Here is a 23,166-nt window from a genome sequence, read left to right as displayed (position 1 = left end):
TTTATCCGAATAACGGAGACGCCGTAAACGCAAGCGGAAAACGCCCGCGCGCCTCCGGCTTACATAATTATTAATTTTTGACGACGGGCGTGTACGACGCGATCGCTTTGTGAATTTCGGAAACCAAATCGCTTCGCTTGACGCGCGTTTGTTCCATCGAATCGCGAAAGCGAATCGTCACGGTATCGTCGTCTTTTGTTTGATAATCGACCGTAACGCAAAACGGCGTGCCGATTTCATCCTGCCGGCGGTAGCGCTTGCCGATCGTACCGCTCGTATCGTAATCGGTGACGAAATCTTCTTTGAGCGCTTTGCGGATGTCCGCCGCTATCTCCGCGAGCCCGTCTTTTTTCATCATCGGGAGTACGGCGACCGTAACCGGCGCGAGACGCGGATGGAGATGCAGCACCGTACGGTAATCTTCTCCGCCGTCGGATGCGACGTTTTGCTCTTCGTACGCTTCGCACAAAAACATGAGAAAGTTGCGGTTCAATCCTGCGGACGTTTCGATGACGTACGGAGTGTAGCGTTTGTTGCCGTCGTCCTGATCGATATAGCTCATATCTTTGCCGCTGTACTTCGTGTGCTGAGACAGATCGAAATCCGTACGGTTGTGAACGCCTTCGATCTCTTCGAAGCCGATCGGAAAGCGGTATTGGATATCGTATGCGTCCTTTGCATAGTGCGCGAGTTTATCGTGGTGTTTCCAGTGAAGATTTTTTTCGGCAATACCGTAGCGCTTGTAAAAGTTCCAGCGTTGTTCCCGCCAATACGCGAACGCATCGTCGTCGACACCGGGTTTGCAAAAGTATTCCATTTCCATCTGTTCGAATTCGCAGGTGCGGAAGATAAAATTCTTAAAGATGATTTCGTTGCGGAACGATTTTCCGACCTGCGCGACGCCGAACGGAATCTTCATTCGGTTCGATTGAACGATATTTTTAAAATCGACGAAGATGCCCTGACAGGTTTCCGGGCGCAGGTATACGATGGACGTGTCGCTTTCGACGGGGCCGAGATGCGTTTTAAACATCAAATTGAATTCGCGCACGGCGGTATAGCTGTGCTTGCCGCATACGGGGCAATTCACTCCGTGTTCGTCGATAAACGCTTTCATCTCTTCGTGCGACATCGCGTCTACCGCCTTTTCGGGCTTTACGTCGTGAGAAGCGCAAAAATCTTCGATGAGCTGATCCGCGCGAAAACGCGCTTTGCATTCGGTGCAGTCGATCATCGGATCGGAAAAATGCGCAACGTGTCCGCTCGCTTCCCACGTCGTGTGATGCATAAAGATAGAAGAGTCGAGACCTACGACATCGTCGTGGAGCTGCGTCATCTCTTTCCACCACGCGTTTTGGATATTGCGTTTAAGTTCGATACCGAGCGGACCGTAATCCCACGCGCCCGCCTGTCCGCCGTAAATTTCACTCGATTGATATACAAAACCGCGCCGCTTGCACAAACTGATGATTTTATCAAGCGTGCATTCGTGATTCGTTTCCGCCATAGCCGTCTCCCGTACGTACCGGGCTGCTTCCGAAAACCGCAGTCTTTAGAAGTTCCCGTCACAAAAAATTATTAAGCGTCCCGTTCAAAACATTCGTTCGCTATGACGGCGATTTTACCAAAAAAAATCGATTGTAGCAATTACAGTGGCTTTCATTATAATCGGCTTTCATACCTTTTATCGAAGCGAATCCGATACAACTGCATCAGGGGCGCTTTGCTTTAATCGCTACTTCTCTAAAACAGCGTAATCGAAAACGACTTTTCGAAGACGCCGGAAGCGAAAAGCGCGTTGCCCCACTCGCGCGCTTGCAGTTCACCCGAAAAGCCTGCGCGGTCGCAGCGGCCGTACCACGGTTCGATGCACAAAAACGGAGCGCGCTTTTCCTGCGGTGACCACAAGCCGAAAATATCCGTGTCGAAGTCCACGCGCACGAATTCCTTTTTCGATTTGTCGAGCAATGTAACTGCACGAATACCGCTGTTTTCGAAGATGAGCGCATCGTGCGAAAACATATCGTCGGTAATCTGCACTCCTCCGTCGGAAAGCGTATAGGAATCCGTCCTTTCCTGCACAAGTCCGTCGGTATTTATCGTATGAGCGGTAACCCGCTCGATTTTTTTGCTGCCTGAAAACCGGATCCAACAGTCGGTAAAATTTCCGCCCTGCGGCGGACACACAAAGCCCGGATGCGCACCGAGCGAAAAATACATCGTCGATGTTCCGGTATTCGTCACGCGCCACGTCTGCGTCAGCGTGCTTCCCGTAATCGTATACGTGATTTCGAATAAAAAAGGAAACGGATAAACTTTTCGCGTCTCGTCCGTATCGGAAAGCGCAAACTGCAGATAGGTGTCCGTCCGCTTTGAAAGCGTAAACGGCATATCGCGCGCAAACCCGTGCGGCGTCATCGGATAGGTTGTTCCTTTATAGCGGTAGACGCCGCCGTTCAATTTCCCGACGAACGGAAAAAGGTTCGGCGCCGATCGATTCCATACGGCGGGATCCGCCTGCCACAGATATTCGATTCCGCCCTTTGCGAGCGATACGAGTTCCGCCCCTTGTAAAACTGCAACCATGGAAATAACGCCGTTTGAAATTTCGTATTGCATATATGCCTCCGTACATTTAATTTTTCAAGCATACCCACGTGGCACCGCGTCCGCCCATACGTCGGTCGGGATGACCGGAGCGGCCGCAGCGTTTATCTTGTTCGATAAATTTTCGCACAACTTCTCCGAGTACGCTCTCACTTCCGGTCGTGTGGATTCCCTTGCCGTGCACGATGAGGATTTTCCGAAGTCCACGCTTTGCGCAGTCGCCGACAAAAACGACAAGCCTGCTCCGCGCTTCGTCCTGTGTGAGCCCGTGCAGATCGATGCGAGCTTCGATCGGCATGTCTTTTACATAGCGCTGCGAGCGTTCGCGATCGCGCTCGGCTTCTTCAGCGGCGATTTTATCTTTATCGACGATGCCGTAGCGGCGAAGCCACGCTTCCTGCGGATCGATCCGCTTTGCAAAACCGTTTCCCGCTTCGGAATAATTCGACGGCGTTTTGCTTTTTTCGGGCGCGTTCGCTTTTTTGCCCGAAACGGGATTTCCTCCGCAAACCTTCCGCTTCGATTCTTTTTGCAATCTGTCCCACTCATCGAGTACCGCACCGAAATCCATAAGCCCCCCGCATTACCGATTATCAATTATAGAATTACCGTATCGGCACAACGGACGAAGACGCTACCCAGCCGCCTGTCGTACCGTATTGGATATACACCCATTTTCCCGCAGTCTCTTCGACGCTCACCCGCTCGCCGCTTGCGATCGGAGAAACTAATCCGGACGATTCGTCGGGCACGAACCGTATGTCGCCGCCTTTAAAAATACCGTATGTCCTCGAAAGGCGTATAGCGGAGGCGACGGCAAACGAAAAAACGACCAAAACGCAGCCTAAAACCGCATATACTCCCGCACGTTTTTTCAGTGCAAACAATACGGCGCACAAAAGCGCAAGCACAAGCGTAGCGGCGGCGAAAAGCATACACGCTGCAACGCTCGGCTCGGCTTTACCGGATGCAATGCCCAGCTTTGCTTCAAATGCGCGACGGGCGGATGCCGCTTTCCACGGGAAAAAAGCGTGCCGTTCGGCGCTGTGCAGCACGGCAAGCGTTTCGCAATCGGATTCGGAAAGTGTACGTACCCTATGTTCGCTTTCGGAATGGCCGACTTCGGAAAAAGCATAGGAAAAATAGCTTTCGTTGCTGTCGCCTTCATCGGAAGGAACGGAAAGAGAAGGTACGACGAGGATCGTCCCTGCGGGCGGCGAAAGCTTTACGCGTGCGCCGCTGTATGCGCTTACGGTAAGCTGCATATCGGGAATGGGGGTATTTCCGCCGACAAGGGGCTGCCACTCGAAAAGAGCTACAGGAATCGGATCGGCGGTAAAAAGCGACGCGCGCGGAGTACCTTCGGCAATCTCATAGCGCCACAGTTCCGTCAAAAGCGCGTCTTTCGGAGCCTGCCACGAAAAGCGTATCGCCTGTACGGCGTATTGTACGTACAGCGTAAATAAAATCTTTTCACCGGCGGGCAAGGTAAACAGCGGCTCATCGTTCGCCGTACCGTCTGTCAGCTCCGTACCGTTTTCAAATTTAACAATCAAGTGTGGAAAAGTCGATGCGGGATTTTGTTCGATATTGACATCGGAAAACGGAATCTCATACGGACGCCCTTTGATGCGCACGCGAAGCGGGGGAAGCGTATAAATGCGGGCATCCCTGAACGAAAGCCAAATATCGATTTCGGTGCCGGACTGAATGCCGATCTGCGCATAGTCCGTCCGCCGCATCGATACGACGCTGACGCCGGGCGGCATTTCGGGGCTGTCGGCTTGTACGTCGGAAGGCTTTACGTCGGGAATGATAAGAGAAAACATATAGTCGTTTCCTGAATACAGCGCGCCGACGGGAGGCGTTACGCGGAGCTTTTGCAGATCGGACGACCACTCGGCATACAGCGACCCGCCGCCGAGTAAGATCGATAGAGAGGCTATCGCAAAAATCGTCCCGCGCCTCATTCGAAACGGCGGATCGAATATTGCGTTTTTCAAAAGTCGAAATTTGCCGATCGTTTCGATCTTTATCCGATACGGCAATAAAATTAATAATCGACGGAAGAATTCGATTCCGCCGTCCGTTCGCTGTTTTTCCATTGTTTTTGATCGTTCTCCCGTATCCGTTGGTATATAGCGCTTTCGACGGCACTGATCGCATTCGTATCCTGCGCGAGAGGCACGAGTTCGATTTCCTTTTCGTGCGCTTCTTTGACGGCTTGTTGCCGACGCGCGATTTCGAGATTTTCTTTTGCCGCCGTCTTCGTACCGTCGATCCTCAGCGCATCCCGAAAGCATGCGGCCGCTTCCGTGTAATTGCCGCTCCGGTATGCGATAATCCCCCTATTGTAATACGCTGCAAAGCGCACCTGCTCGGGCGAAGCAGGATCGATATTTTTCAAACACGCAAGAGAAGCCGCATATTCGCTCTGCATGATATAGGTCGCCGCGAGATTGTATTCGGCGTACTGTTCGGAAAGCGCGTCTCCGTTTTGCCGCGCCCTTTCTTCGACTCGCAAAAAGCCCGCAATCGCGCTTCGATATTTTTTCCGATACCACGCCCACGAACTCGACGCTATCTCCTGCGCGTTTGCAATTCGGGCACTACACGACGAAAGCAAAAGCGTCGCAGCGCAAAGCACAACGGCAGCCGCCCGGCTTTTGTGAAAGAGCCTTCGATAATTTTCAAAATCGAACTCGGCGACGACAAAACTCAGCACAAACGCTGCAATCGCCGCAATCAAAAACAGCGCATACCGTTCGACGGGTTTTACCTCATACGAAACGGTGATCGCGGTTTCGTTTTTCAGCGGTTTTAACAATTCTATCGCCGAGCCCGCTTCCGTCGCATCGATGTACCGCGCCGCCGCAGAAAAATTATACCGCTCGGCATAAAGCGACACCTGCTCGACCGCTTTTTTCATCCGTTCCGAACGAAGCGCTGTCATCACTTTCGTTTTTCCGTCTCCGGCGATTATTTCGACTTCCTGTTCCGTTCCGAACCCGATAAGCGAAACGGATACACCTTCTTTTACACAGGCTTCAATAGAAGATATAAGCTGCCCATCGGTTTCATCTCCGTCGGTAAAAACCCAAATGCGCCGAGCCTGCGCCGAGTCGGACGGAAACGAGCGGAGCGCAGCTTCGATACCTTTGCCGAGCGACGTGCCGGCGGCGCTCATGAGAGTCGGTGAAAGGGTTTCCAAAAGAGAGCGCACGATCGCCGTATCTTCCGTAAGCGGAACAACGATAACACCCTCGCCTTTTGCCAAAACGACGGAAACGGATACGCCGCCCATGCGCGACAAAAGCATATCCCCATAGCGGGATGCCGCTCTGAGCCTCGTCAATCCGCCGGGTGCATCGTCCGCCGTCATGCTGTATGAAATATCGAACACGAATGAAACTGCGCTCCCGCTTCTCTGAACGGGGACTTCATAGGTACCCCACGAAAATCCGGCATAGGCGAAAATCAGCATAATCCACGCAAAGCATCTGAACAGCGTCCGCACGACGAGCGTACGCGAAAGATTCGGCATGCGTTTCGATTCCGGAAGATTCGTATCGATGACGGCAGCCCGCTTCGAATAGGCGATAATGCCGCGGTAGCGGTGAAATGCGGCGACCAGCGCCGGAATAATTAATATAAAACCGTAAAAAGCATAGGGACGTTCACAGGAAATCACCATATTAAATCAGCTCCTGCAGATAAACCCTGCGTATAAACAATCCAAGTGCAAATAAGATTACCGCCGCGACGATCAACCTGTCGTAATAGCGGACGCTTTCGGTGTGCAAGTGATAGGTCTGCACGACGTTCATTTCCCTCGCGATCGACGAAAGCACGTTTGCCAAATCGCCGGTCGTCTGCACGCCGTAATATTTTCCGCCGGAAAGGGAGGCGATGCGTTCGAGCGGTGCGGGATCGAAATCGGACTGCAGATAACCGGAATACACGCGTCCCGTTTTCGGATCGACGTAATCGAGCGGAACCGCCCCCTTCGTACCGATGCCGAGCGTATAGACGGCGATGCGATTTTTTTCAGCGAGTTCGGCAGCCGTTTCGGGATGAATCGATCCGGCGTTGTTTTCGCCGTCGGTAACGAGAACGATGCATTTTTTCGGAGCAGCCGAAGAAGAGAGGTGATAGACAGCCGTGCTCAGCCCCGTACCGATCGCAGTTCCGTCGCCGAGGCTTCCGATCATAAGAGCGTCAAGGCGAGAAAAAAAGACTGTTCGATCGGTCGTCGGAGGCACGACGATCGCAGCTTCCGTCGCCATCGCGACAAGACCGAACGATATGCCGCCGGTATCCAAAGACAGCGTGCGTATCGCGCGCCGAGCTGCGTCAAGCCTCGTCATATTTGCGATATCCTTTACCGCCATCGACGGACTCGTGTCTACAACAAAAAGGATGTCGGCGCCGCGTGACGTATACACGCGCTCCTGATGATAAACGACGGGATCGGCGAGGGCGGCAACCGTGAGTACAAACGCAGCTATGATAAAGATACGGGAAATAAAGGATGCGGCGCTGCGCAGCCTGCCTTTCCATTCGAAAGTTTTGCCGCCCCAATCCGAAAGCGTTGCCGGAAACGCGATGCGCGTAAACAAGCCGAGCGCTCTCACTATAAAGAGAGCGGGAACGAGGAAAAGCAAAAAAAACGCCGCGGGATTTCGGAAATCAAGCATAGGATACGCCTCCGAAAAAACAATCGCTCATCAATCCGATTTTAATAAAATGTAAAATCAAATTTATTAATTTTCCGCTATTCATTTTATTCCCTGTCATTCGCCGATCTCTTCCATAAAATCCGTACGCATTTCAATCTCTGCGGGCGGCGCCCTCAAAGCGTTCGACGGCATCGCGCACGATTCTGATGAGAGATGCGCGTTCATCCGTTTTGAGATCCGCCGCAAACTGCTCGGCAGGCTCCTTTTTCGAATCGATCGAACCGCGGGCATAGCGCACGTAATCGGTACGCCGCAAAACCGCCGCAAGCGACATAGCGCCGGATTGGCTTTTTTCCGACATTGTACCCGCCATGATTTTGTCAAACGTATCCATAATCGCGGAGCTCGACACGGCGCTGAAACGATAGCCGAAACGAAAATCGAGGTAGTGCCTGATAAGCTGCTGCAGTTCCGTACAAAATTCCGCGTCGTTCGTTTTACCTCCCGCCCGATCGAGCCGTTTTAAACGCCGGTACAATTCTTTTGCGTTTTTCGCATACGAACGAAGCAGTTTCCGCGTCGCATAGGCTTCGTACACTGACTGCCACGTTACGACAAGTCTGATCAATAAGATAAAAAGGACGATCGAAAGGACAGCCGCCGCATAGAGCACGTACATCGTTCCGGGAAGCAAAAGCGGTCCCATGCTTGCGCGCAGATCGGCATCATCCTGATCCTGCAAAATCGATGAAACTTCTACGCTCTGCACATCGACGATAAAGGGATGTGCGCCGCCGCCGTATACGGCAGCGGAAATATCGAACATCGGAAAATCGATCGCGCCGGTATTCCACGGGATAAACGTAAAGCGAAGCGTATAGAGGAGACCGTTTCTATCGAGCGATGCGTCCAATATCGTATAATCGTCGGTATCCGTTTGAAACGGAAGCGATTCGAGCGCAATTTCTCGGGAAAGTGAAGCATCGCTCATATCGGCAAAAAAATCGACTGCAGAACGGAACGTGTAGCGAAGCTCGGCCGTATCGCCGACATAAATCGTTTTCGGCATGACGATCTGCATCGTATCGGACTCCGTAAAGGATGCAGCGTTCGCGCATATCGCAATGCACAAAAAAATCAATAATGTTTTCATTGTGTCCGGCCCTTGTAGGAAAAAAAATGCGAAAGGACGCGGACGACTTCATCGTCGGTTGAAAGCGCAAGCGGAACGGCTCCGTGACGGACGCACGACTCCTGCCAGTGGAGGAATCGCCGGCGGTTATCGTCTCGCCATGCGTTCCGAAAAGCTGATGATGAAGACGGCAGTACGAGGCGCACAGTCGTTTCGCTGTCGATAAAGGGCACCGTCCCTATTTCCGGCAGTTCATTGTCGATCTCATCGACGATGCGCACCGCAACGACGTCGTTTTTTTGCGCAAGGGAAGCGAGGGACGTAATCCATCCGACCGTTCGAAAATCGGAAAAGACAAAGACAAGCGATCGCTTTTTTAATAATTTTCCCGCACCCGTCAGCGCGCTTCGGAGCGCAGAACCGGAAACACCGTATCCGTCGACTTCATCGAGGCGCGCAAGTAAAAGCATCGTGCGCTTTCGTCCGCTTTCGGGCGCACATGAAAACTGTATTTCACCGTCGAAAAAAACGGCTCCGATGCTGCTCGCGTTTATCTCGGCCGCCATCGCGACGAGAGCGGCCGCTTCTGCTGCCGTACGATAGCGCGTTCTGCGCCCCGTACCGCTAAACATCGAAAACGAACGATCTACGACGATAAAGATCTGGAGCTCGCGCTCTTCTTCGAAAAGCTTTACATAGGGTTTTCCCATGCGTGCAGTAACGTTCCAATCGATGGCGCGCACGTCGTCGCCGCGAAGGTATTCGCGCACACCGCTGAATTCGATGCCCTGCCCGCGGAAGAGCGAACGAAAAGAACCCGTTTTAAAACTGTCGGCGAGAGACGCGGCAGTGAGACGGAGCAGCGCCGCCTGTTTTGCGAGCGTTTCCCTGTTGACGGCGAGCAGATGTTTCATCGCTAGGGGACCGGCACGAAATCGAGGATACGGGAAATGATTTCATCGGCGGTGACGGAATCCGCAGCGGCTTCATAGGAGAGCACGAGGCGATGACGCATGACGGCGGGAGCCGCAAGCTTAACGTCTTCGGGCAGCACAAACGATCGTCCTTGAAAGAGCGCGGCCGCTTTCGCACACTGTAAAAGCGCGATACCCGCACGCGGAGAAGCGCCGAAAGCGATATAGCGCGTAATGTCGTGTACGGACGCTTTTTTATCGGGATCGGGGCGCGTTACCGCTATGAGAGAAACGATGTATTCGATAAGCGCATCGTCGCACACAATCTTCGAAAGCAATTTTCGAAGCAGAGCGATATCGCCCGCACTTAAAATTTTCCGAACGGGAACGGAAGCGGCCGCTCCCCCCGTCTTTACGACGGCGAACTCCTCTTCGGCTTTCGGATAGGGTACGATGATCTTCAGCAAAAAACGGTCGAGCTCCGCTTCGGGCAAATTGTACGTCCCTTCCTGCTCGATCGGGTTTTGCGTCGCGAGCACGAAAAAAGGTTCGGGCAGCGCATAGGATGTTTCACCGATCGTCACCTGCCGCTCTTCCATAGCTTCAAGCATGGCGGACTGCACTTTCGCACTCGCACGGTTTATCTCGTCGGCGAGCACGACGTTCGCAAACACCGGCCCTTTACGCACGGAAAAGGTCCCCTTGCCTTGCTCATATATAAGCGTACCGGAAACATCGGCGGGAAGCAGATCGGGCGTAAATTGAATGCGTTTAAAATCGAGCCCGGAGATTTCGGCAAAGGTTTTAACCGCGAGCGTCTTTGCAAGCCCCGGCACGCCTTCGAGCAGCACGTGTCCGCCTGCGATAAACGCCGTCATGATACCGTCAAACAGCACATCCTGACCGATAAGACGCTTATGCGCTTCCGTACGGCATGCTTCGATAAGGTTACGGCACGCTGCAAGTTCCGCTTCGCCCGCACTGTATTTTTCCATCTCACAACCTCAAGCCTGCATGCATTATTATAATTGACAATCTCACCGTATTTCAGAATAATCTATTTTATCATGTTGAACCCTTTAGCACAAGAATTAAACGAACGATTAAAAGACACTGTCGCAGGAGAGCTGCTTTCGGACGAAGGCTTGCGGATGTATTTTCCGAAAGGGATAATCGCGCAGAGTGAAGAAGCGAAACAGGGCGCGTCCAAAGCGAACGGGACGATCGGCATGACGATCATCGAAGGAAAACCGGCAATTCTTCCGTCGATTCAAAAAAGCGTTCCCTCATTCGATGCACGCTCTCTTGTCGCATACGCGCCGACGGCGGGGCAAAAAGAGTTTCGCACGGTTTGGCAAAAACAGATAATCGATAAAAATCCGCTTTTAAAAACAAAAAAAATATCGCTGCCCGTCGTCGTACCGGGGCTTACCGCAGGCATTTCGTATATCGCAGACCTCTTTATAGACGAAACAAAACCGCTGCTCGCCCCCGATCCGTCGTGGGACAACTATGCGCTCATCACGGAAGCGCGGCGAGGAGCGGAACTGCATCGATTCAATTTTTTTGACAACGGAAAAATAGACACGGCTTCGCTTGAAAACGCAATCAAAAAAGAAGCGGCCGCCTGCTCTTCCGTGCGGCTCCTGCTCAATTTTCCGCAAAATCCGTCGGGTTACAGCCCCACAAAACGCGAAGTTATTGAAATCTGCCGCATCATAGGGGAGGCGGCTTCCGGCGGCACAAAATTATTAATTATATGCGACGACGCATACTTCGGTCTCAACTACGAAGACGATATCGAAGAGCAATCTCTCTTTGCTCACATCGCCGACATCCACAAAAACGTGCTCGCCGTAAAAATCGACGGGCCGACAAAAGAAGATTTTGTGTGGGGATTCCGCTGCGGCTTCGTTACCTTCGCTTCGAAAAATTATACTGATGAACACTACGACGCCCTTATCAAAAAACTCATGGGCATCATACGCTCGTCCGTTTCGTGCAGCGCAACTCCTTCGCAGTCCATCCTTATGCGTTCCTATACCGATCCCGACAACGAAGCGCAAAAGGCTGCGTTCCGAAACATTCTCCAAGCGCGCTATCGCGCCGTACGGAACTTCGTCGATTCACACACATCGAGCGCGATCGAAGCGATGCCTTTCAATTCGGGTTATTTTATGAGTTTCCGCCTCAACGGAATCGATGCGGAAACGCTGCGTAAAAAGCTGCTTTCCGAAAAAGGTATCGGTACGATATCGATCGACAGCCGCACGCTGCGCGTCGCATTCAGCAGTATAGACGAAGACAAAATCGAATCGGTATATGCCGACATCTACGCGGCAGCCGACGGGATGTACCGTGCCCTCTAAACCGACCGTCCCCCGTGCACTGCCGCTCCAAGGGCATACCGTCCTTTCTCGCACAAGACCGCCGGCGGCCGAAAGACGTGCTCGATACATTCTCAAAAAAAACGTGCAGCGTATTTGCATTCTGTTTTTATGTGCGTTCTTTTTTTTCGGCTGTTCGTTTAAGCGCGAAACGCTCATCACGATATGGACGAATATCCCCGAATTTACCGAATACGGAGAGCTCTTCAACGATACGCACGGCAAAAAAAAAGTCATCCTCGTCTACAAAAAAAATCCGTCGGAAGCGCTCGCTTCGAAAAACGAAAAAAATCCGCCCGACATCGTTGTCGGTCCGTGGCTCCGCACCGATAAAACGAGCCGTTTTTTCCGATCGATCGATACGATATTCGACGGGAGCGGTATAACGCAGTCGATTTTCTATCCGCAGTTGCTCGAAGCGGGAAAAATCAGGCAATCGTACTATCTCTTGCCGGTGAGCTTCAATCTGCCGGCCGTCATCTTTTCAAAAGAAAACGCGGCAGCAGTCGAAGACAATTACACGCTGTCGATCGAACAGCTAAAAGAAGCGGGAAGAGCTTTCAACGTACGGCAACAAAACGGCACATACTCGCGCATCGGATTCGTGCCGCAGGCGGGAAACAGCTTTCTCTATTTTACGGCAAAAGCGAAAGGCGCGCAGTTTCGCGAATCGAAATCGTCGTTTACATGGAATGCCGACAAACTTTCCGACGCGATCGCCTACCTCAAAAACTGGTCGAAAACCGTCAACACGTCTTCGGAGGCGGAACAGGATTTCGCGTATAAATATCTTTCCATGCCGAACTTCAAACGCGTCACATCAGGGCGCACGCTGTTCGCCTACATCACGAGCGACGCGCTGTTCAGCCTTACGGCCGAACAATCCGAAATGCTCGACTACCGCTGGATTTACGACGGCAATAAAATACCGATCGAAGATTCCTTTGTCACGCTCGGTATCCCCAAGCACGCAAAACATCCGAACGGCGCATACGACTTTATCGAATGGTTTTTAAACGCGGAAACGCAGCGCGCCGTCCTCGAACGCAAAGCGAAACAAAATCTCGACATACACCAATTCGGCATCGCAGGCGGTTTTTCTTCAATCAGAGAAGTAAACGAACACATCCTTCCGCTGTATAAAACGATGCTCTTAACAAATACACCGCCGACCAATATGCTGAGCGTACCGGAAAAACTTCCGTCAGACTGGGAGCTCATAAAAGAGCAGATAATCGTTCCGTATCTCAGAGACGAAGTACAAAATACCGGCGATACACCCGTCGCCGATTTACCGTCGCGCATTGCAAGCAGGGTAAAGCCGAGCTACGAACAATAAGGCACCGCGCTAAGCTCGATCGGCTGTCAGCGGCAGCAATCAATAGCGTATGCTCGCCGCAATAGGCAAGTGGTCGGAATAGCCTTTGCCCGTGTGCATTGCATATCGAACGGGTATGCCTTTTTCGTCCGCCCACGGTCCGTCGGTTTCCGCAGCAAATGAAACGGCTTCGGCTCTTCCCGACAGAAAAAAGTGATCGATGCGTTCTCCTTTTCCGCCGTAATAATAGCTGTACATTGCATGCGCATTTTCCGAAAGCCACGGCGATTTGACAAGGATTTCCGATACTTCCCCGAAACCCGCTCCGCGCAAAAAAACCGCGCCGCTTTCCGTCCCCTTAGTAAACTCTTCGATATCGCGGTTAAAATCTCCGCAGGCGACGGCAGCGCTTCCGTTTGTCTGCAGCAGCAATCGGGCGAGGACGGACTCCTGCCAGCTTCGCCACAGTTCCGTCTCCTTACCGCCTCCCAATTTGGATTTCCAGTGATTGACGCAGAGCGTAAGCCGGTGCGAATCTGCGAATACGGATACGTCGATGACGGGCCGCATGCGCGGCTGCTCCGCATAGGTGCGGATATCGAGAGCGTGAACGGTCATCGCACCGAGGGGATAGCGCGAAAGCACGGCACAGCCGAGCGCGTCGCCGGGCGATTTTACAAAGCACGCGTAGTTCCAATTTTTTTTGCCGTTCCACGCGCCGCCTGCGAGGAGGTTTGCGATATCGTACATAACGCCTTCGTTTTCTATCTCTTCGAAAACGTATACATCGGCGTTGAGCTTTTTAATCGCGTCGCAGAGTCGGCCGAGCCGGGCGGCGTATTCGTCCCTGCCCCACTTCGATTTCGGTGATTTGAATTCGGCGTATTCGCATCCGTCCGCATTCGCATCAAAAAACGTCTGCACGTTCCAGTTTACGATGCGGATCGTCTGCACGCGCATTTGCCGTTCGGTGTCCCTGTCTTTCGAACCTTCGGCGGCCAGCGTACAGCCTGCGCCGATCAACAGGAGCGGAAAAAAATATGTGATCGTTATTTTTTTCATGGCAGCTTCTCCGTGCGTCGATTTCGATTTCACCTTATAATCGTCAACGCTTTGTATTTTTACGCGGATTTTGCGAAAAAATGCCGTAAAAACGGCTGCATTCCGCACAATCGATCTGCCGTCAGCTTTTATTAATAAGTTTTTTCCTGCAAAACGTAATAAAAAAACGCCGCCCACAGATGTGAACGGCGCTCTTTGACCGATTTTCGGATCGTCGAAAACTACCAGCGGTAGTGCGCGAACGCTTTGTTCGCTTCGGCCATTTTGTGCGTATCTTCTTTTTTCTTAAAGGCCGTACCCGTGCTGTTATACGCATCGAGCAGTTCGGCGGCGAGCGTTTCAGCCATGCCGTGTCCGTTCCGGTTGCGAGCGGCGGTGATGATCCAGCGCATCGCAAGCGCTTCTTTGCGCACGTCGCGGATTTCCACCGGAACCTGATAGGTCGCACCTCCGACGCGGCGGGATTTTACTTCCACCATCGGTTTGACGTTTTCGAGCGCTTTCAAAAACACTTCGAGCGGATCTTTGTCGGTTTTAGCTTTTAAATTGTCCATCGCCGTGTACATGAGGCGCTTACACGTTTCTTTTTTGCCCTGCAGCATCATACGCGTGATGAATTTCGAAACGACTTTGCTGTTGTATTTTACGTCCGGCATAACGGGACGATCGATCGATTTTTTATGTCTTCCCATTTTCTGATCCCCCGTTATGCTTTAGCGCGTTTTGCACCGTATTTCGAGCGGCCGCGTTTGCGTCCGTCGACACCGAGCGTATCTTTTGTGCCGCGGATGATGTGATAGCGCACACCCGGCAAATCTTTTACGCGTCCGCCGCGCACGAGCACAACCGAGTGTTCCTGCAAATTATGTCCGATGCCCGGAATGTACGCGGTCACTTCCATACCGTTGCTGAGCCGTACACGCGCAATTTTCCGAAGCGCGGAGTTCGGTTTTTTCGGCGTCATCGTCATAACACGTGTACATACGCCGCGTTTTTGCGGACACGAATCGAGGGCGGGCGCTTTCGTCCTGTTTGCGCTCGACTTGCGTCCCTGATGAATCAACTGATTAATTGTAGGCATCGCCTATCTCCTATTCCTAATAATTAATAATTTTTAAACAAAATTCCGGTCAGCACCCCGGAATATAATCCGTCATCATTTCCGAAAAAACGGAGGAATTGCGAACACCGCTAAAACCTCAGGTGATTTTTAGAAGTGTTCTTATATTTTACTTCATTCCCCCGTCTCTCGTCAATAGCTCAATCGGCTTCCTGCTCTTCCGCATCGAGCGCGGCGTCTTCTTCGGTCATGCGCAGCGCTTCCTGCTCCTTTTCAATGCGTCGGCGTTCGAGAATTTCAGCCATTTGGATATCCAAATCTTTGTCGCTTCCGTCGAAGAGTTTGATATTGCGGTAGTTTCTGATGCCGGTTCCCGCGGGAATCATGTGACCGATCGCGACGTTTTCTTTGATGCCGTGCAGATAATCGGTCGAACCGGAAATCGCTGCGTTCGTGAGCACGCGCGTCGTATCCTGAAACGATGCCGCCGAAATAAAGGAATCGACGCCGAGCGACGCTTTGGTAATCCCTTGGAACATCGGCCGGCCGGTAGCGGGCTCTCCGCCTTCGTCTTTGACCCGCTTGTTCTCTTCGTGGAATTTGTATTTGTCAACTTGCTGGCCGTAGATAAAGTTCGTATCGCCGACCGTGACGATTTTCACTTTACGCAGCATCTGCCGTACGATGATACCGATGTGCTTGTCGTTGATATCGACGCCCTGCGCGCGGTACACCTGTTGGATTTCGTCCATGAGGTAGTTCTGCAGTGCATTTTCACCGAGTATGGCGAGAATGTCGTGCGGGCTCGGAGAACCGTCGCACAGCGGCTCACCCGCTTCCACACGGTCGCCGTCGCGCACGAGCATGCGCTTATTCATCGGAACGGCGTGAGCTTCCTGTTTGCCGAATTCGTCTTCGACCGTCACCATGCGCTTGCCCTTGCTGATTCCGTCGAATTTGACAAGGCCCGAAATCTTTGCGAGCACGCACGGATTTTTCGGTTTGCGCGCTTCGAAGAGTTCGGAAACGCGCGGGAGACCGCCGGTAATATCGCTCGATTTTGCGGCGACTTTCGGCAGCCTTGCAAGCGTAACACCCGCAGCGATCTGCTTTTTGTCGTCGACATTGAGGATAGCGCCCGCCGGCAGATAGTAGCTTCCGAGTTCATTGCCCGCTTCGTCGGTGATGAGGATGCGCGGCTGTTTTACGTCCAAGTGCAAGTCGGTGATGATGCGTTCGATGTTTCCCGTCTGCATATCGTGCCGCTCTTCGAGCGTCGATCCGACGATGATGTCTTCGAAGTGCACGTAGCCGTCGCTTTCGGCGATGATCGGTTCGCTGAACGGATCGAATTCTCCGATCGGTTTTCCCGCAGCGACGATGTCGCCCGATTTGACGTAGATCGTCGAGCCGTTCGCAATTTCAACTTTTACTTCGCTGCTCGTCAAATAGACCGTATCGCCGATGATCATAATCTTCGCATCGGCGGACGCTTTCACTTCTCCGCTTTTCGTCGTCATGACAACGCTGCCTTTCAAGATGCGGCCGCCGTTTTTTACTTTGACGGACGCGTCTTTGCCGATTTTGATTTCGTCGATGATGCGGATGACGGTCATAAAGCCTTTGCGCGTAAAGAGCCACTTACCGCCTTTTACTTCTACGTGCGTACCCGTGATGTCTTTGATAAAGGCGTTGAATTTGAGAACGATGTGATTTTCTTCCGTCGTCTTTTCGGCAGCCCCTCCCGAATGGAAGGTTCTGAGCGTAAGCTGCGTACCCGGCTGTCCGATCGACTGCGCCGCGATGATGCCGACCGCTTCTCCGATTTCGACGATTTTATTCCGCGCGAGATTTTGTCCGTAGCAGTGCACGCAGATACCGTGATGCGCTTCGCACGTGAGTACGGTGCGCAGCTTTACCTTTTCGACGCCCGCTTCATCGATCTTTTTTGCCAAATCGCCGTCGATATAGCGGTTGACGTCGCACAAGAGTTCTCCGGTAATCGGATGGATGACGCGCTCTATCGTATAGTGACCGACGATGCGCTCGGCAAGCGGGACGATCACTTCGTCTCCGTCTTCGATCGCCGCATAATCGATACCGTTGATCGTACCGCAGTCGTCTTCGTTGACGACGACGTCCTGCGCAACGTCGACGAGCCGCCGCGTCATATAACCGGCATCCGCGGTTTTGAGCGCGGTATCGGACAAACCTTTTCGAGCACCGTTCGTCGAAATAAAGAATTCGATAACGGACAAGCCTTCTTTAAAGTTCGAGCGGATCGGCAGTTCGATGATATCGCCGTTCGGTTTTGCCATAAGACCGCGCATCGCCGCAAGCTGCGAAATCTGTTTCGGAGAACCGCGCGCGCCCGACTTTGCCATCATATAGATCGTGTTGAAGCCGTCTTTGTCTTTGGCGAGGTTGTCCATCATTATCTTTGAAAGTTCGTCGTTCGTTCTCGCCCACAAGTCGGTAACTTTTTGATAGCGCTCTTCGGCGGTGATAATGCCTTTCGAATACTGTCCGACGATCTCTTCGACTTCTTTGTTCGCTTTGTCGACCATCTTTTTCTTTTCATCGGGGACAAGGATATCGTCCATGGAGAGCGTCGCGCCGTAGAAGGTCGCATTTTTATAGCCGCACGCTTTGATCGCGTCGAGCATCTTTATCGTGAGCCAGGGACCCTTCGTGTGATACACGTGCTCAATCATTTTGCGCAGCTTTTTGTCGTCCATCTGCTCGTTCACGTAGTCGACTTCGTCCGGCATCTCTTCGTTGAACGCGAGGATGCCCGCCGTCGTTTCGATCACTTTGCCGTTGTACGGAGCCTTTTGGACGGGCGCTTTGATCGCCGCCTGCCATTCGATACTGCCGTATTCGGCGGCCATACGCGCTTCGTCGCTCGAACTGAAGCGCCTGCCGGTACCCTTCGCGTTCGGCTTGACCGACGTCATATAGTAGATGCCGAGCACCATGTCCTGAGACGGATAGACGATCGTATTGCCGTTAGCGGGATCGAGCAGGTTGCGTGCCGAAAGCATGAGCGTCCAGCACTCCATCTGCGCCGCCTGCGTCAGCGGCACGTGGATCGCCATCTGGTCGCCGTCGAAGTCTGCGTTGAACGATTTGCACGCGAGCGGGTGCAGTTTGATCGCTTTACCTTCGACGAGTATCGGTTCAAATGCGAGGATGCCGAGCCGGTGCAGCGTCGGCGCGCGGTTCAGCATAACCGGATGTTCGCGAACGACTTCATCGAGGATCGCGTACACTTCCGGCGATTCCTGTTCGACAAGCGTTTTCGCTTTTTTGATATTGAACACGACGTCTTTATCGACGAGTTTTTTCATGATAAAGGGCTTGAAGAGTTCGAGCGCCATCTTTGTCGGAAGTCCGCACTGCCACAAATGCAGTTCCGGCCCGACGACGATGACCGAACGTCCCGAATAATCGACGCGCTTTCCGAGCAGGTTTTGGCGGAATCGTCCCTGTTTTCCCTTCAGCATATCGCTGATCGATTTGAGCGGACGGTTCGACGCGCCTTTTACGACGCGCTTTCGTTTGCTGTTGTCGAAGAGCGCATCGACGGCTTCCTGCAGCATACGCTTTTCGTTTCTGATAATGATATCGGGAGCCGAAAGCTGCTGAAGTCTCTTTAAGCGATTGTTGCGGTTGATGACGCGGCGGTAGAGATCGTTTAAGTCGGACGTCGCAAAACGGCCGCCGTCGAGCTGCACCATGGGGCGCAGATCCGGCGGGATGACGGGAACGACGTCCAAAATCATCCAGCTCGCTTTGTTGCCGGATTCGCGGAAATGTTCGACGATTTCGATGCGCTTTAAAAGCCGCTTGTCGCTCTTTTCGCCCTTTTCGATCATCTTTACGCGGAGTTCTGCGGCGAGCGCGTCGAGGTCGAGTCCTTCGAGCAGCGTTTTAATCGCTTCGGCGCCCATGTCTGCAGTAAAGGTTTCGCCGTAGCGTTCGCGTGCTTCGTTATATTCCTCTTCGGTCAAAAGCTGCATCTTTTTCAAATCGGTATCGCCCGGCTCTATGACGATATACTTTTCGTAATAGAGCACCGAGCGCAAAGCCGCAACCTGCAGGTCGAGCAGGAGCCCCATGCGGCTCGGTACCGAGCGGTAATACCAGATATGGCTCACCGGAGCTGCAAGCTCGATGTGTCCCGTGCGTTCGCGGCGCACTTTAAAATCGGTTACTTCGACGCCGCAGCGGTCGCAGATAACGCCCTTATAGCGGATCGATTTGAATTTTCCGCAATAGCATTCCCATTCTTTTGTCGTACCGAAAATGCGCTCGCAAAAGAGTCCGTCTTTTTCCGGACGCAGCGTGCGGTAATTTATCGTTTCGGGTTTTTTCACTTCGCCGTACGACCACGCGCGGATCGTATCGGGAGAAGCGAGTTTTATTTTAAGGCTGTCGAAATCCTGAATATCACGCATTGGCATTCTCCTTGTCAAAACCGGAAGCGGCTTTATCGATCAATTCCTGATCGCGTTCCGTCAGGGCGATCTGCTTGCCCTTCGCATCATAAATCGTAAAGTCGAGCGCAAGACCGCGCAGCTCCTGTACGAGTACGTTGAACGATTCCGGCACTCCGGCAGGAGACGACGGGTCGCCTTTGACGATCGACTCGTAAATCTTCGAACGGCCGTTCATGTCGTCCGACTTGATCGTCATCATCTCCTGCAATGTGTTCGCCGCACCGTAGGCTTCGAGCGCCCACACTTCCATTTCGCCCAAACGTTGACCGCCGAACTGCGCTTTGCCTCCGAGCGGCTGTTGCGTAACGAGCGAATAGGGACCGGTCGAACGGGCGTGCATTTTGTCGTCGACGAGGTGATGCAGCTTCATAAAGTAGATGACGCCGACGAAGATCGGATTGACGAAAGGAACTCCCGTGCGTCCGTCGTGCACGATCTGTTTGCAGTCGGGAGAAAGGCCTGCTTCTTTGAGTTTTTCCGCGATCTGTTCCTGACTCGGCGTTTGGAATGCGGGGCACTCGTAGTATTGGCTCAAATAGCGGCCGGCCATACCGAGTTCGCTTTCCATGATCTGTCCGATATTCATGCGGGACGGAACGCCGAGCGGATTCAAGCAGACGTCGAGAGGTGTACCGTCTTCGAGGTACGGCATATCTTCGATCGGAAGGATGCGCGCGACGACGCCCTTGTTTCCGTGGCGTCCGGCCATCTTGTCGCCTTCGCAGAGCTTGCGCTTGTTTGCGATAAGCACTTTGACGACTTCGTCGACGCCGGGATTCAAATCGTCTCCCTGAGTCCTCCGCAGCCGCTGTATGTCGATGACGACGCCTTCGACGCCGTACGGAACGCGAAGCGACGAATCGCGCACTTCTTTCGCTTTTTCACCGAATATCGAATTTAATAATTTGAATTCGGGCGTCGTTTCGGTTTCGCTTTTCGGCGTAACCTTTCCGACCAAAATGTCGCCGCTTCTCACTTTAGCGCCGACTCTGATGATGCCTTCCACGTCGAGATTGTCGAGCGTTTTCGAAGCGGTGTTCGGAACGTCGCGCGTAATCTTTTCGGGACCGAGTTTCGTTTCGCGGATTTCGATCGTAAATTCTTTTATGTGGATCGACGTATACATATCTTCGCGAACGACCCGCTGCGAGATAAGGACGGCGTCTTCGTAATTGTATCCGTTCCACGGCACAAAACCGACGAGGATATTGCGTCCGAGCGCAAGCTCTCCGTTGAACGTCGCAGGTCCGTCGGCAAGCACGTCGCCTTCTTTTACCGTTTCTCCGACGGAAACGGTCGGCCGCTGGTGATAGCAGGTATCCTGATTCGTGCGTTGGTATTTGAGCAGGATGTATTCGTCGAGCGGGTCGGTCTTTTTTGCACCTTCCGGTTTTACCTTGATACAGTCGCTCGTCACTGACACAACTTCACCCGCATGTTTCGCTTTGATGAGAACACCCGAATCGTAGGCCGTCTTTTCCTCCATGCCGGTGCCGACGATCGGCGGTTCGGGGAACAGGAGCGGTACCGCCTGGCGCTGCATATTGCAGCCCATGAGCGCGCGGTTCGCGTCGTCGTGTTCGAGGAACGGAACGAGGGATGCGGAAACGGAGATGACTTGCCGAGGCGAAACGTCTATGTACTGCACGTCTTTCGGCGAGCGCTGCGTATAGTTTCCGCGGTTGCGGCACGAAATCATATCGGCCGAAAACGAACCGTCCTTGCCGATACCTTCGACGACCTGTCCGATGTAGTATTTGTCTTCGTCCATCGCGGAAAGGTATTCGACTTTGCTCGTCACTTTGCCGTTTTCGACTTTACGGTACGGCGCTTCGAGAAAGCCGTAATCGTTGATGCGCGTAAAAATCGCAAGCGAAACGATGAGCCCGATGTTCGGTCCTTCAGGCGTTTCGATCGGACACATGCGCCCGTAATGCGAATAGTGAACGTCGCGCACTTCAAAGCCCGCCCTCTCGCGGGAAAGACCGCCGGGCCCGAGCGCGTTCAAGCGTCTCTTGTGCGTAAGTTCGGCAAGCGGATTGACTTGATCCATAAACTGCGAAAGCTGCGACGAGCCGAAAAATTCTTTGATGGATGCGACGATCGGTTTGATCGAAATCAAATCCTGAGGCTTCATCGTTTCCGTTTCTTTTAAGCTCATGCGTTCTTTTGCTATGCGTTCCATGCGATTGAACGCCGTCTTCAGCTGATTCGTCATGAGTTCGCCGACGGAACGGATACGCCGGTTGCCGAGGTGATCGATATCGTCTATCTGTTCGTCGCCGATGTATACTTTGATGAGGTATTTCATCGTCTGGATGACGTCTTCGCGGATAAGCGTAAAGTCCTCAACATCGTCTTTGTAGTCGAATTTTTTGTTGAGCTTATAGCGGCCGACTCTTCCCAAATCGTAGCGGCGTTCGGAAAAGAACATGGACGCCAAATCTTTTTCGGCGGCTTCGACGGTGATCGGTTCTCCCGGCATGAGTATCTGGTAAACGGCGGAAAGCACATCTTCTTTAGTCGGTTCCATATCGACGGAACCTTCTTTGACGTAGCGCACTTCTTCGCGCTCAAAACAGTTAATGATCATCTGCGAATTGAGCGATTCGTTTTTTTCGTCGGCGCCCTTGCCCCTCGTATCGAATTTGATGACGACGATTTTGCTCACGCCGTTTGCGATGAGGTCGTCGATTTCATGCGGGTGCAACCGGATACCGGCATTGAACAGGCGCTTTTCTTCGTTCGTATCTTTGTCGCGCAGGATAACCGCGCTCGCGAGCACTTTATCGACGAGCTTTTCACGGGAAGCGTTATCGCTCTTTACCGGTACTTCTTCCGTCGTATAAAAACAGCGGATGATCTGCTCGCGCGTATTGTAGCCGAGCGCGCGCAGCAAAATCGTACCGAGGATTTTCTTTTTGCGGTCGATTTTCGCAAAGATCAATTCTTTCTTTTGATCGATTTCGAATTCGAGCCACGAACCGCGATACGGGATGATGCGGCTCGAATAGACGCCCTTATCGTGGCAAAAGATGACGCCCGGCGATCGGTGAATCTGTGAGACGACGACGCGCTCGGCTCCGTTTATGATAAAGGTGCCCCTGTCCGTCATGAGCGGGATGTCGCCCATGTATATGTCTTTTTGCAAAATGGTTCCCGTTTGGAGAAACACGAGCTTGATAACCGCTTTCAGCGGCACGGCATAGGTTAAACCCTTTTGCTTGCATTCGAGTTCGGAAAATTTAATATTGTCGAAATCGAGTTCGTACGAATCGAATTCGAGGTTCATATCGCCGTTCGGACTTTCGATCGGAAACACGGACGTAAACACTTCCTGCAGTCCCTGTTCGAGCGGCTTTTCGCGATTTTTAATTTTATTTGCTTGAAGAAAACTTTCATACGACGAAGTCTGGATCGAAATGAGATCGGGCACGTCCATGAAATTGCGGATGTCTTTGCCGATGTAGCGGCGGTCGATCGTTCGGGTTTTTGCGAACATCTG

Annotated in this window: 16 protein-coding genes; 2 read left to right on the top strand and 14 right to left on the bottom strand. The window is 52.6% G+C overall.

Translation table 11 applies throughout. The features are described from left to right. Window positions 1-70: 70 nt before the first annotated feature. The 9 genes from HMPREF0860_RS12385 to HMPREF0860_RS12345 all read right to left on the bottom strand — a co-directional run bounded on the left by HMPREF0860_RS12385 (window position 71) and on the right by HMPREF0860_RS12345 (window position 10,327). Window positions 71-1,507 (bottom strand): glycine--tRNA ligase, encoded by a 1,437-nt coding sequence (locus tag HMPREF0860_RS12385; protein ID WP_021330824.1) that lies wholly within the window; start codon window positions 1,505-1,507, stop codon window positions 71-73. A gap of 236 nt (window positions 1,508-1,743) precedes the next feature. Next, entirely contained in the window at window positions 1,744-2,619 is an 876-nt protein-coding gene (locus HMPREF0860_RS12380; RefSeq protein WP_021330595.1) for an aldose 1-epimerase family protein, read from the bottom strand. 16 nt (window positions 2,620-2,635) lie between these two features. Next, entirely contained in the window at window positions 2,636-3,178 is a 543-nt protein-coding gene (locus tag HMPREF0860_RS12375) for a Smr/MutS family protein (protein WP_021330817.1), read from the bottom strand. 34 nt (window positions 3,179-3,212) lie between these two features. Beyond that, the gene (locus tag HMPREF0860_RS12370) at window positions 3,213-4,712 is read right to left on the bottom strand and encodes an SH3 domain-containing protein (RefSeq protein WP_038081292.1); all 1,500 of its coding nucleotides are present in this window, start codon (window positions 4,710-4,712) and stop codon (window positions 3,213-3,215) included. After that, on the bottom strand, window positions 4,661-6,301 hold the full coding sequence (locus HMPREF0860_RS12365; protein WP_021330751.1) for a vWA domain-containing protein: 1,641 nt from the start codon (window positions 6,299-6,301) through the stop codon (window positions 4,661-4,663). The genes HMPREF0860_RS12370 and HMPREF0860_RS12365 overlap by 52 nt, the downstream gene beginning before the upstream one ends. A 1-nt stretch (window position 6,302) precedes the next feature. Then, a complete protein-coding gene (locus HMPREF0860_RS12360; protein ID WP_021330698.1) occupies window positions 6,303-7,304 on the bottom strand; it encodes a VWA domain-containing protein in 1,002 nt (333 codons plus the stop codon). Between the two features lie 133 nt (window positions 7,305-7,437). After that, entirely contained in the window at window positions 7,438-8,439 is a 1,002-nt protein-coding gene (locus HMPREF0860_RS12355; RefSeq protein WP_021330638.1) for a hypothetical protein, read from the bottom strand. Then, window positions 8,436-9,332, bottom strand: a complete 897-nt coding sequence (locus HMPREF0860_RS12350) for a DUF58 domain-containing protein (protein ID WP_021330839.1) — start codon at window positions 9,330-9,332, stop codon at window positions 8,436-8,438. The genes HMPREF0860_RS12355 and HMPREF0860_RS12350 overlap by 4 nt, the downstream gene beginning before the upstream one ends. Window positions 9,333-9,334: 2 nt before the next feature. Beyond that, a complete protein-coding gene (locus tag HMPREF0860_RS12345; protein WP_021330746.1) occupies window positions 9,335-10,327 on the bottom strand; it encodes an AAA family ATPase in 993 nt (330 codons plus the stop codon). A gap of 72 nt (window positions 10,328-10,399) precedes the next feature. Between HMPREF0860_RS12345 and HMPREF0860_RS12340 the strand changes: the two genes are divergently transcribed. Next, complete coding sequence (locus tag HMPREF0860_RS12340) at window positions 10,400-11,701, top strand: aminotransferase class I/II-fold pyridoxal phosphate-dependent enzyme (protein ID WP_038081290.1); 1,302 nt, start codon at window positions 10,400-10,402, stop codon at window positions 11,699-11,701. Between the two features lie 103 nt (window positions 11,702-11,804). Further along, window positions 11,805-13,058 (top strand): ABC transporter substrate-binding protein, encoded by a 1,254-nt coding sequence (locus HMPREF0860_RS12335; protein ID WP_021330716.1) that lies wholly within the window; start codon window positions 11,805-11,807, stop codon window positions 13,056-13,058. Window positions 13,059-13,097: 39 nt separating this feature from the next. Here HMPREF0860_RS12335 and HMPREF0860_RS12330 read toward each other — a convergent pair whose 3' ends face one another. The 5 genes from HMPREF0860_RS12330 to rpoB form a co-directional block, all read right to left on the bottom strand. Continuing rightward, a complete protein-coding gene (locus tag HMPREF0860_RS12330; protein WP_156002120.1) occupies window positions 13,098-14,099 on the bottom strand; it encodes an endonuclease/exonuclease/phosphatase family protein in 1,002 nt (333 codons plus the stop codon). Between the two features lie 221 nt (window positions 14,100-14,320). After that, window positions 14,321-14,791 carry a 30S ribosomal protein S7 gene (rpsG, locus tag HMPREF0860_RS12325; RefSeq protein WP_021330590.1) on the bottom strand — a complete coding sequence of 157 codons (471 nt, stop codon included), beginning with the start codon at window positions 14,789-14,791 and terminating at the stop codon, window positions 14,321-14,323. Between the two features lie 14 nt (window positions 14,792-14,805). After that, complete coding sequence (rpsL, locus tag HMPREF0860_RS12320; protein WP_016521736.1) at window positions 14,806-15,180, bottom strand: 30S ribosomal protein S12; 375 nt, start codon at window positions 15,178-15,180, stop codon at window positions 14,806-14,808. A gap of 179 nt (window positions 15,181-15,359) precedes the next feature. Next, window positions 15,360-19,619 (bottom strand): DNA-directed RNA polymerase subunit beta', encoded by a 4,260-nt coding sequence (rpoC, locus tag HMPREF0860_RS12315; protein ID WP_021330702.1) that lies wholly within the window; start codon window positions 19,617-19,619, stop codon window positions 15,360-15,362. Next, on the bottom strand, window positions 19,612-23,163 hold the full coding sequence (gene rpoB / locus HMPREF0860_RS12310) for a DNA-directed RNA polymerase subunit beta (protein WP_021330711.1): 3,552 nt from the start codon (window positions 23,161-23,163) through the stop codon (window positions 19,612-19,614). Before rpoB ends, rpoC begins: the two co-directional genes overlap by 8 nt. Between the last annotated feature and the right edge of the window lie 3 nt (window positions 23,164-23,166).

Source organism: Treponema socranskii subsp. socranskii VPI DR56BR1116 = ATCC 35536 (assembly GCF_000468115.1).
Classification (GTDB): Bacteria; Spirochaetota; Spirochaetia; order Treponematales; family Treponemataceae; genus Treponema_D; species Treponema_D socranskii.
The sequence above is the reverse complement of the archived record's forward strand: the minus strand, read 5'-3'. Positions and strand labels throughout refer to the sequence as shown.

What these genes read in the sequence shown, in the direction of transcription:
- rpsG (WP_021330590.1), bottom strand. Translation starts at nt 14,791, where the DNA reads ATGGGAAGACATAAAAAATCGATCGATCGTCCCGTTATGCCGGACGTA.
- HMPREF0860_RS12385 (WP_021330824.1), bottom strand. Translation starts at nt 1,507, where the DNA reads ATGGCGGAAACGAATCACGAATGCACGCTTGATAAAATCATCAGTTTG.
- HMPREF0860_RS12365 (WP_021330751.1), bottom strand. Translation starts at nt 6,301, where the DNA reads ATGGTGATTTCCTGTGAACGTCCCTATGCTTTTTACGGTTTTATATTA.
- HMPREF0860_RS12345 (WP_021330746.1), bottom strand. Translation starts at nt 10,327, where the DNA reads ATGGAAAAATACAGTGCGGGCGAAGCGGAACTTGCAGCGTGCCGTAAC.
- rpoB (WP_021330711.1), bottom strand. Translation starts at nt 23,163, where the DNA reads ATGTTCGCAAAAACCCGAACGATCGACCGCCGCTACATCGGCAAAGAC.
- HMPREF0860_RS12355 (WP_021330638.1), bottom strand. Translation starts at nt 8,439, where the DNA reads ATGAAAACATTATTGATTTTTTTGTGCATTGCGATATGCGCGAACGCT.
- HMPREF0860_RS12375 (WP_021330817.1), bottom strand. Translation starts at nt 3,178, where the DNA reads ATGGATTTCGGTGCGGTACTCGATGAGTGGGACAGATTGCAAAAAGAA.
- rpsL (WP_016521736.1), bottom strand. Translation starts at nt 15,180, where the DNA reads ATGCCTACAATTAATCAGTTGATTCATCAGGGACGCAAGTCGAGCGCA.
- HMPREF0860_RS12380 (WP_021330595.1), bottom strand. Translation starts at nt 2,619, where the DNA reads ATGCAATACGAAATTTCAAACGGCGTTATTTCCATGGTTGCAGTTTTA.
- HMPREF0860_RS12360 (WP_021330698.1), bottom strand. Translation starts at nt 7,304, where the DNA reads ATGCTTGATTTCCGAAATCCCGCGGCGTTTTTTTTGCTTTTCCTCGTT.
- rpoC (WP_021330702.1), bottom strand. Translation starts at nt 19,619, where the DNA reads ATGCGTGATATTCAGGATTTCGACAGCCTTAAAATAAAACTCGCTTCT.
- HMPREF0860_RS12340 (WP_038081290.1), top strand. Translation starts at nt 10,400, where the DNA reads ATGTTGAACCCTTTAGCACAAGAATTAAACGAACGATTAAAAGACACT.
- HMPREF0860_RS12350 (WP_021330839.1), bottom strand. Translation starts at nt 9,332, where the DNA reads ATGAAACATCTGCTCGCCGTCAACAGGGAAACGCTCGCAAAACAGGCG.
- HMPREF0860_RS12370 (WP_038081292.1), bottom strand. Translation starts at nt 4,712, where the DNA reads ATGGAAAAACAGCGAACGGACGGCGGAATCGAATTCTTCCGTCGATTA.
- HMPREF0860_RS12330 (WP_156002120.1), bottom strand. Translation starts at nt 14,099, where the DNA reads ATGAAAAAAATAACGATCACATATTTTTTTCCGCTCCTGTTGATCGGC.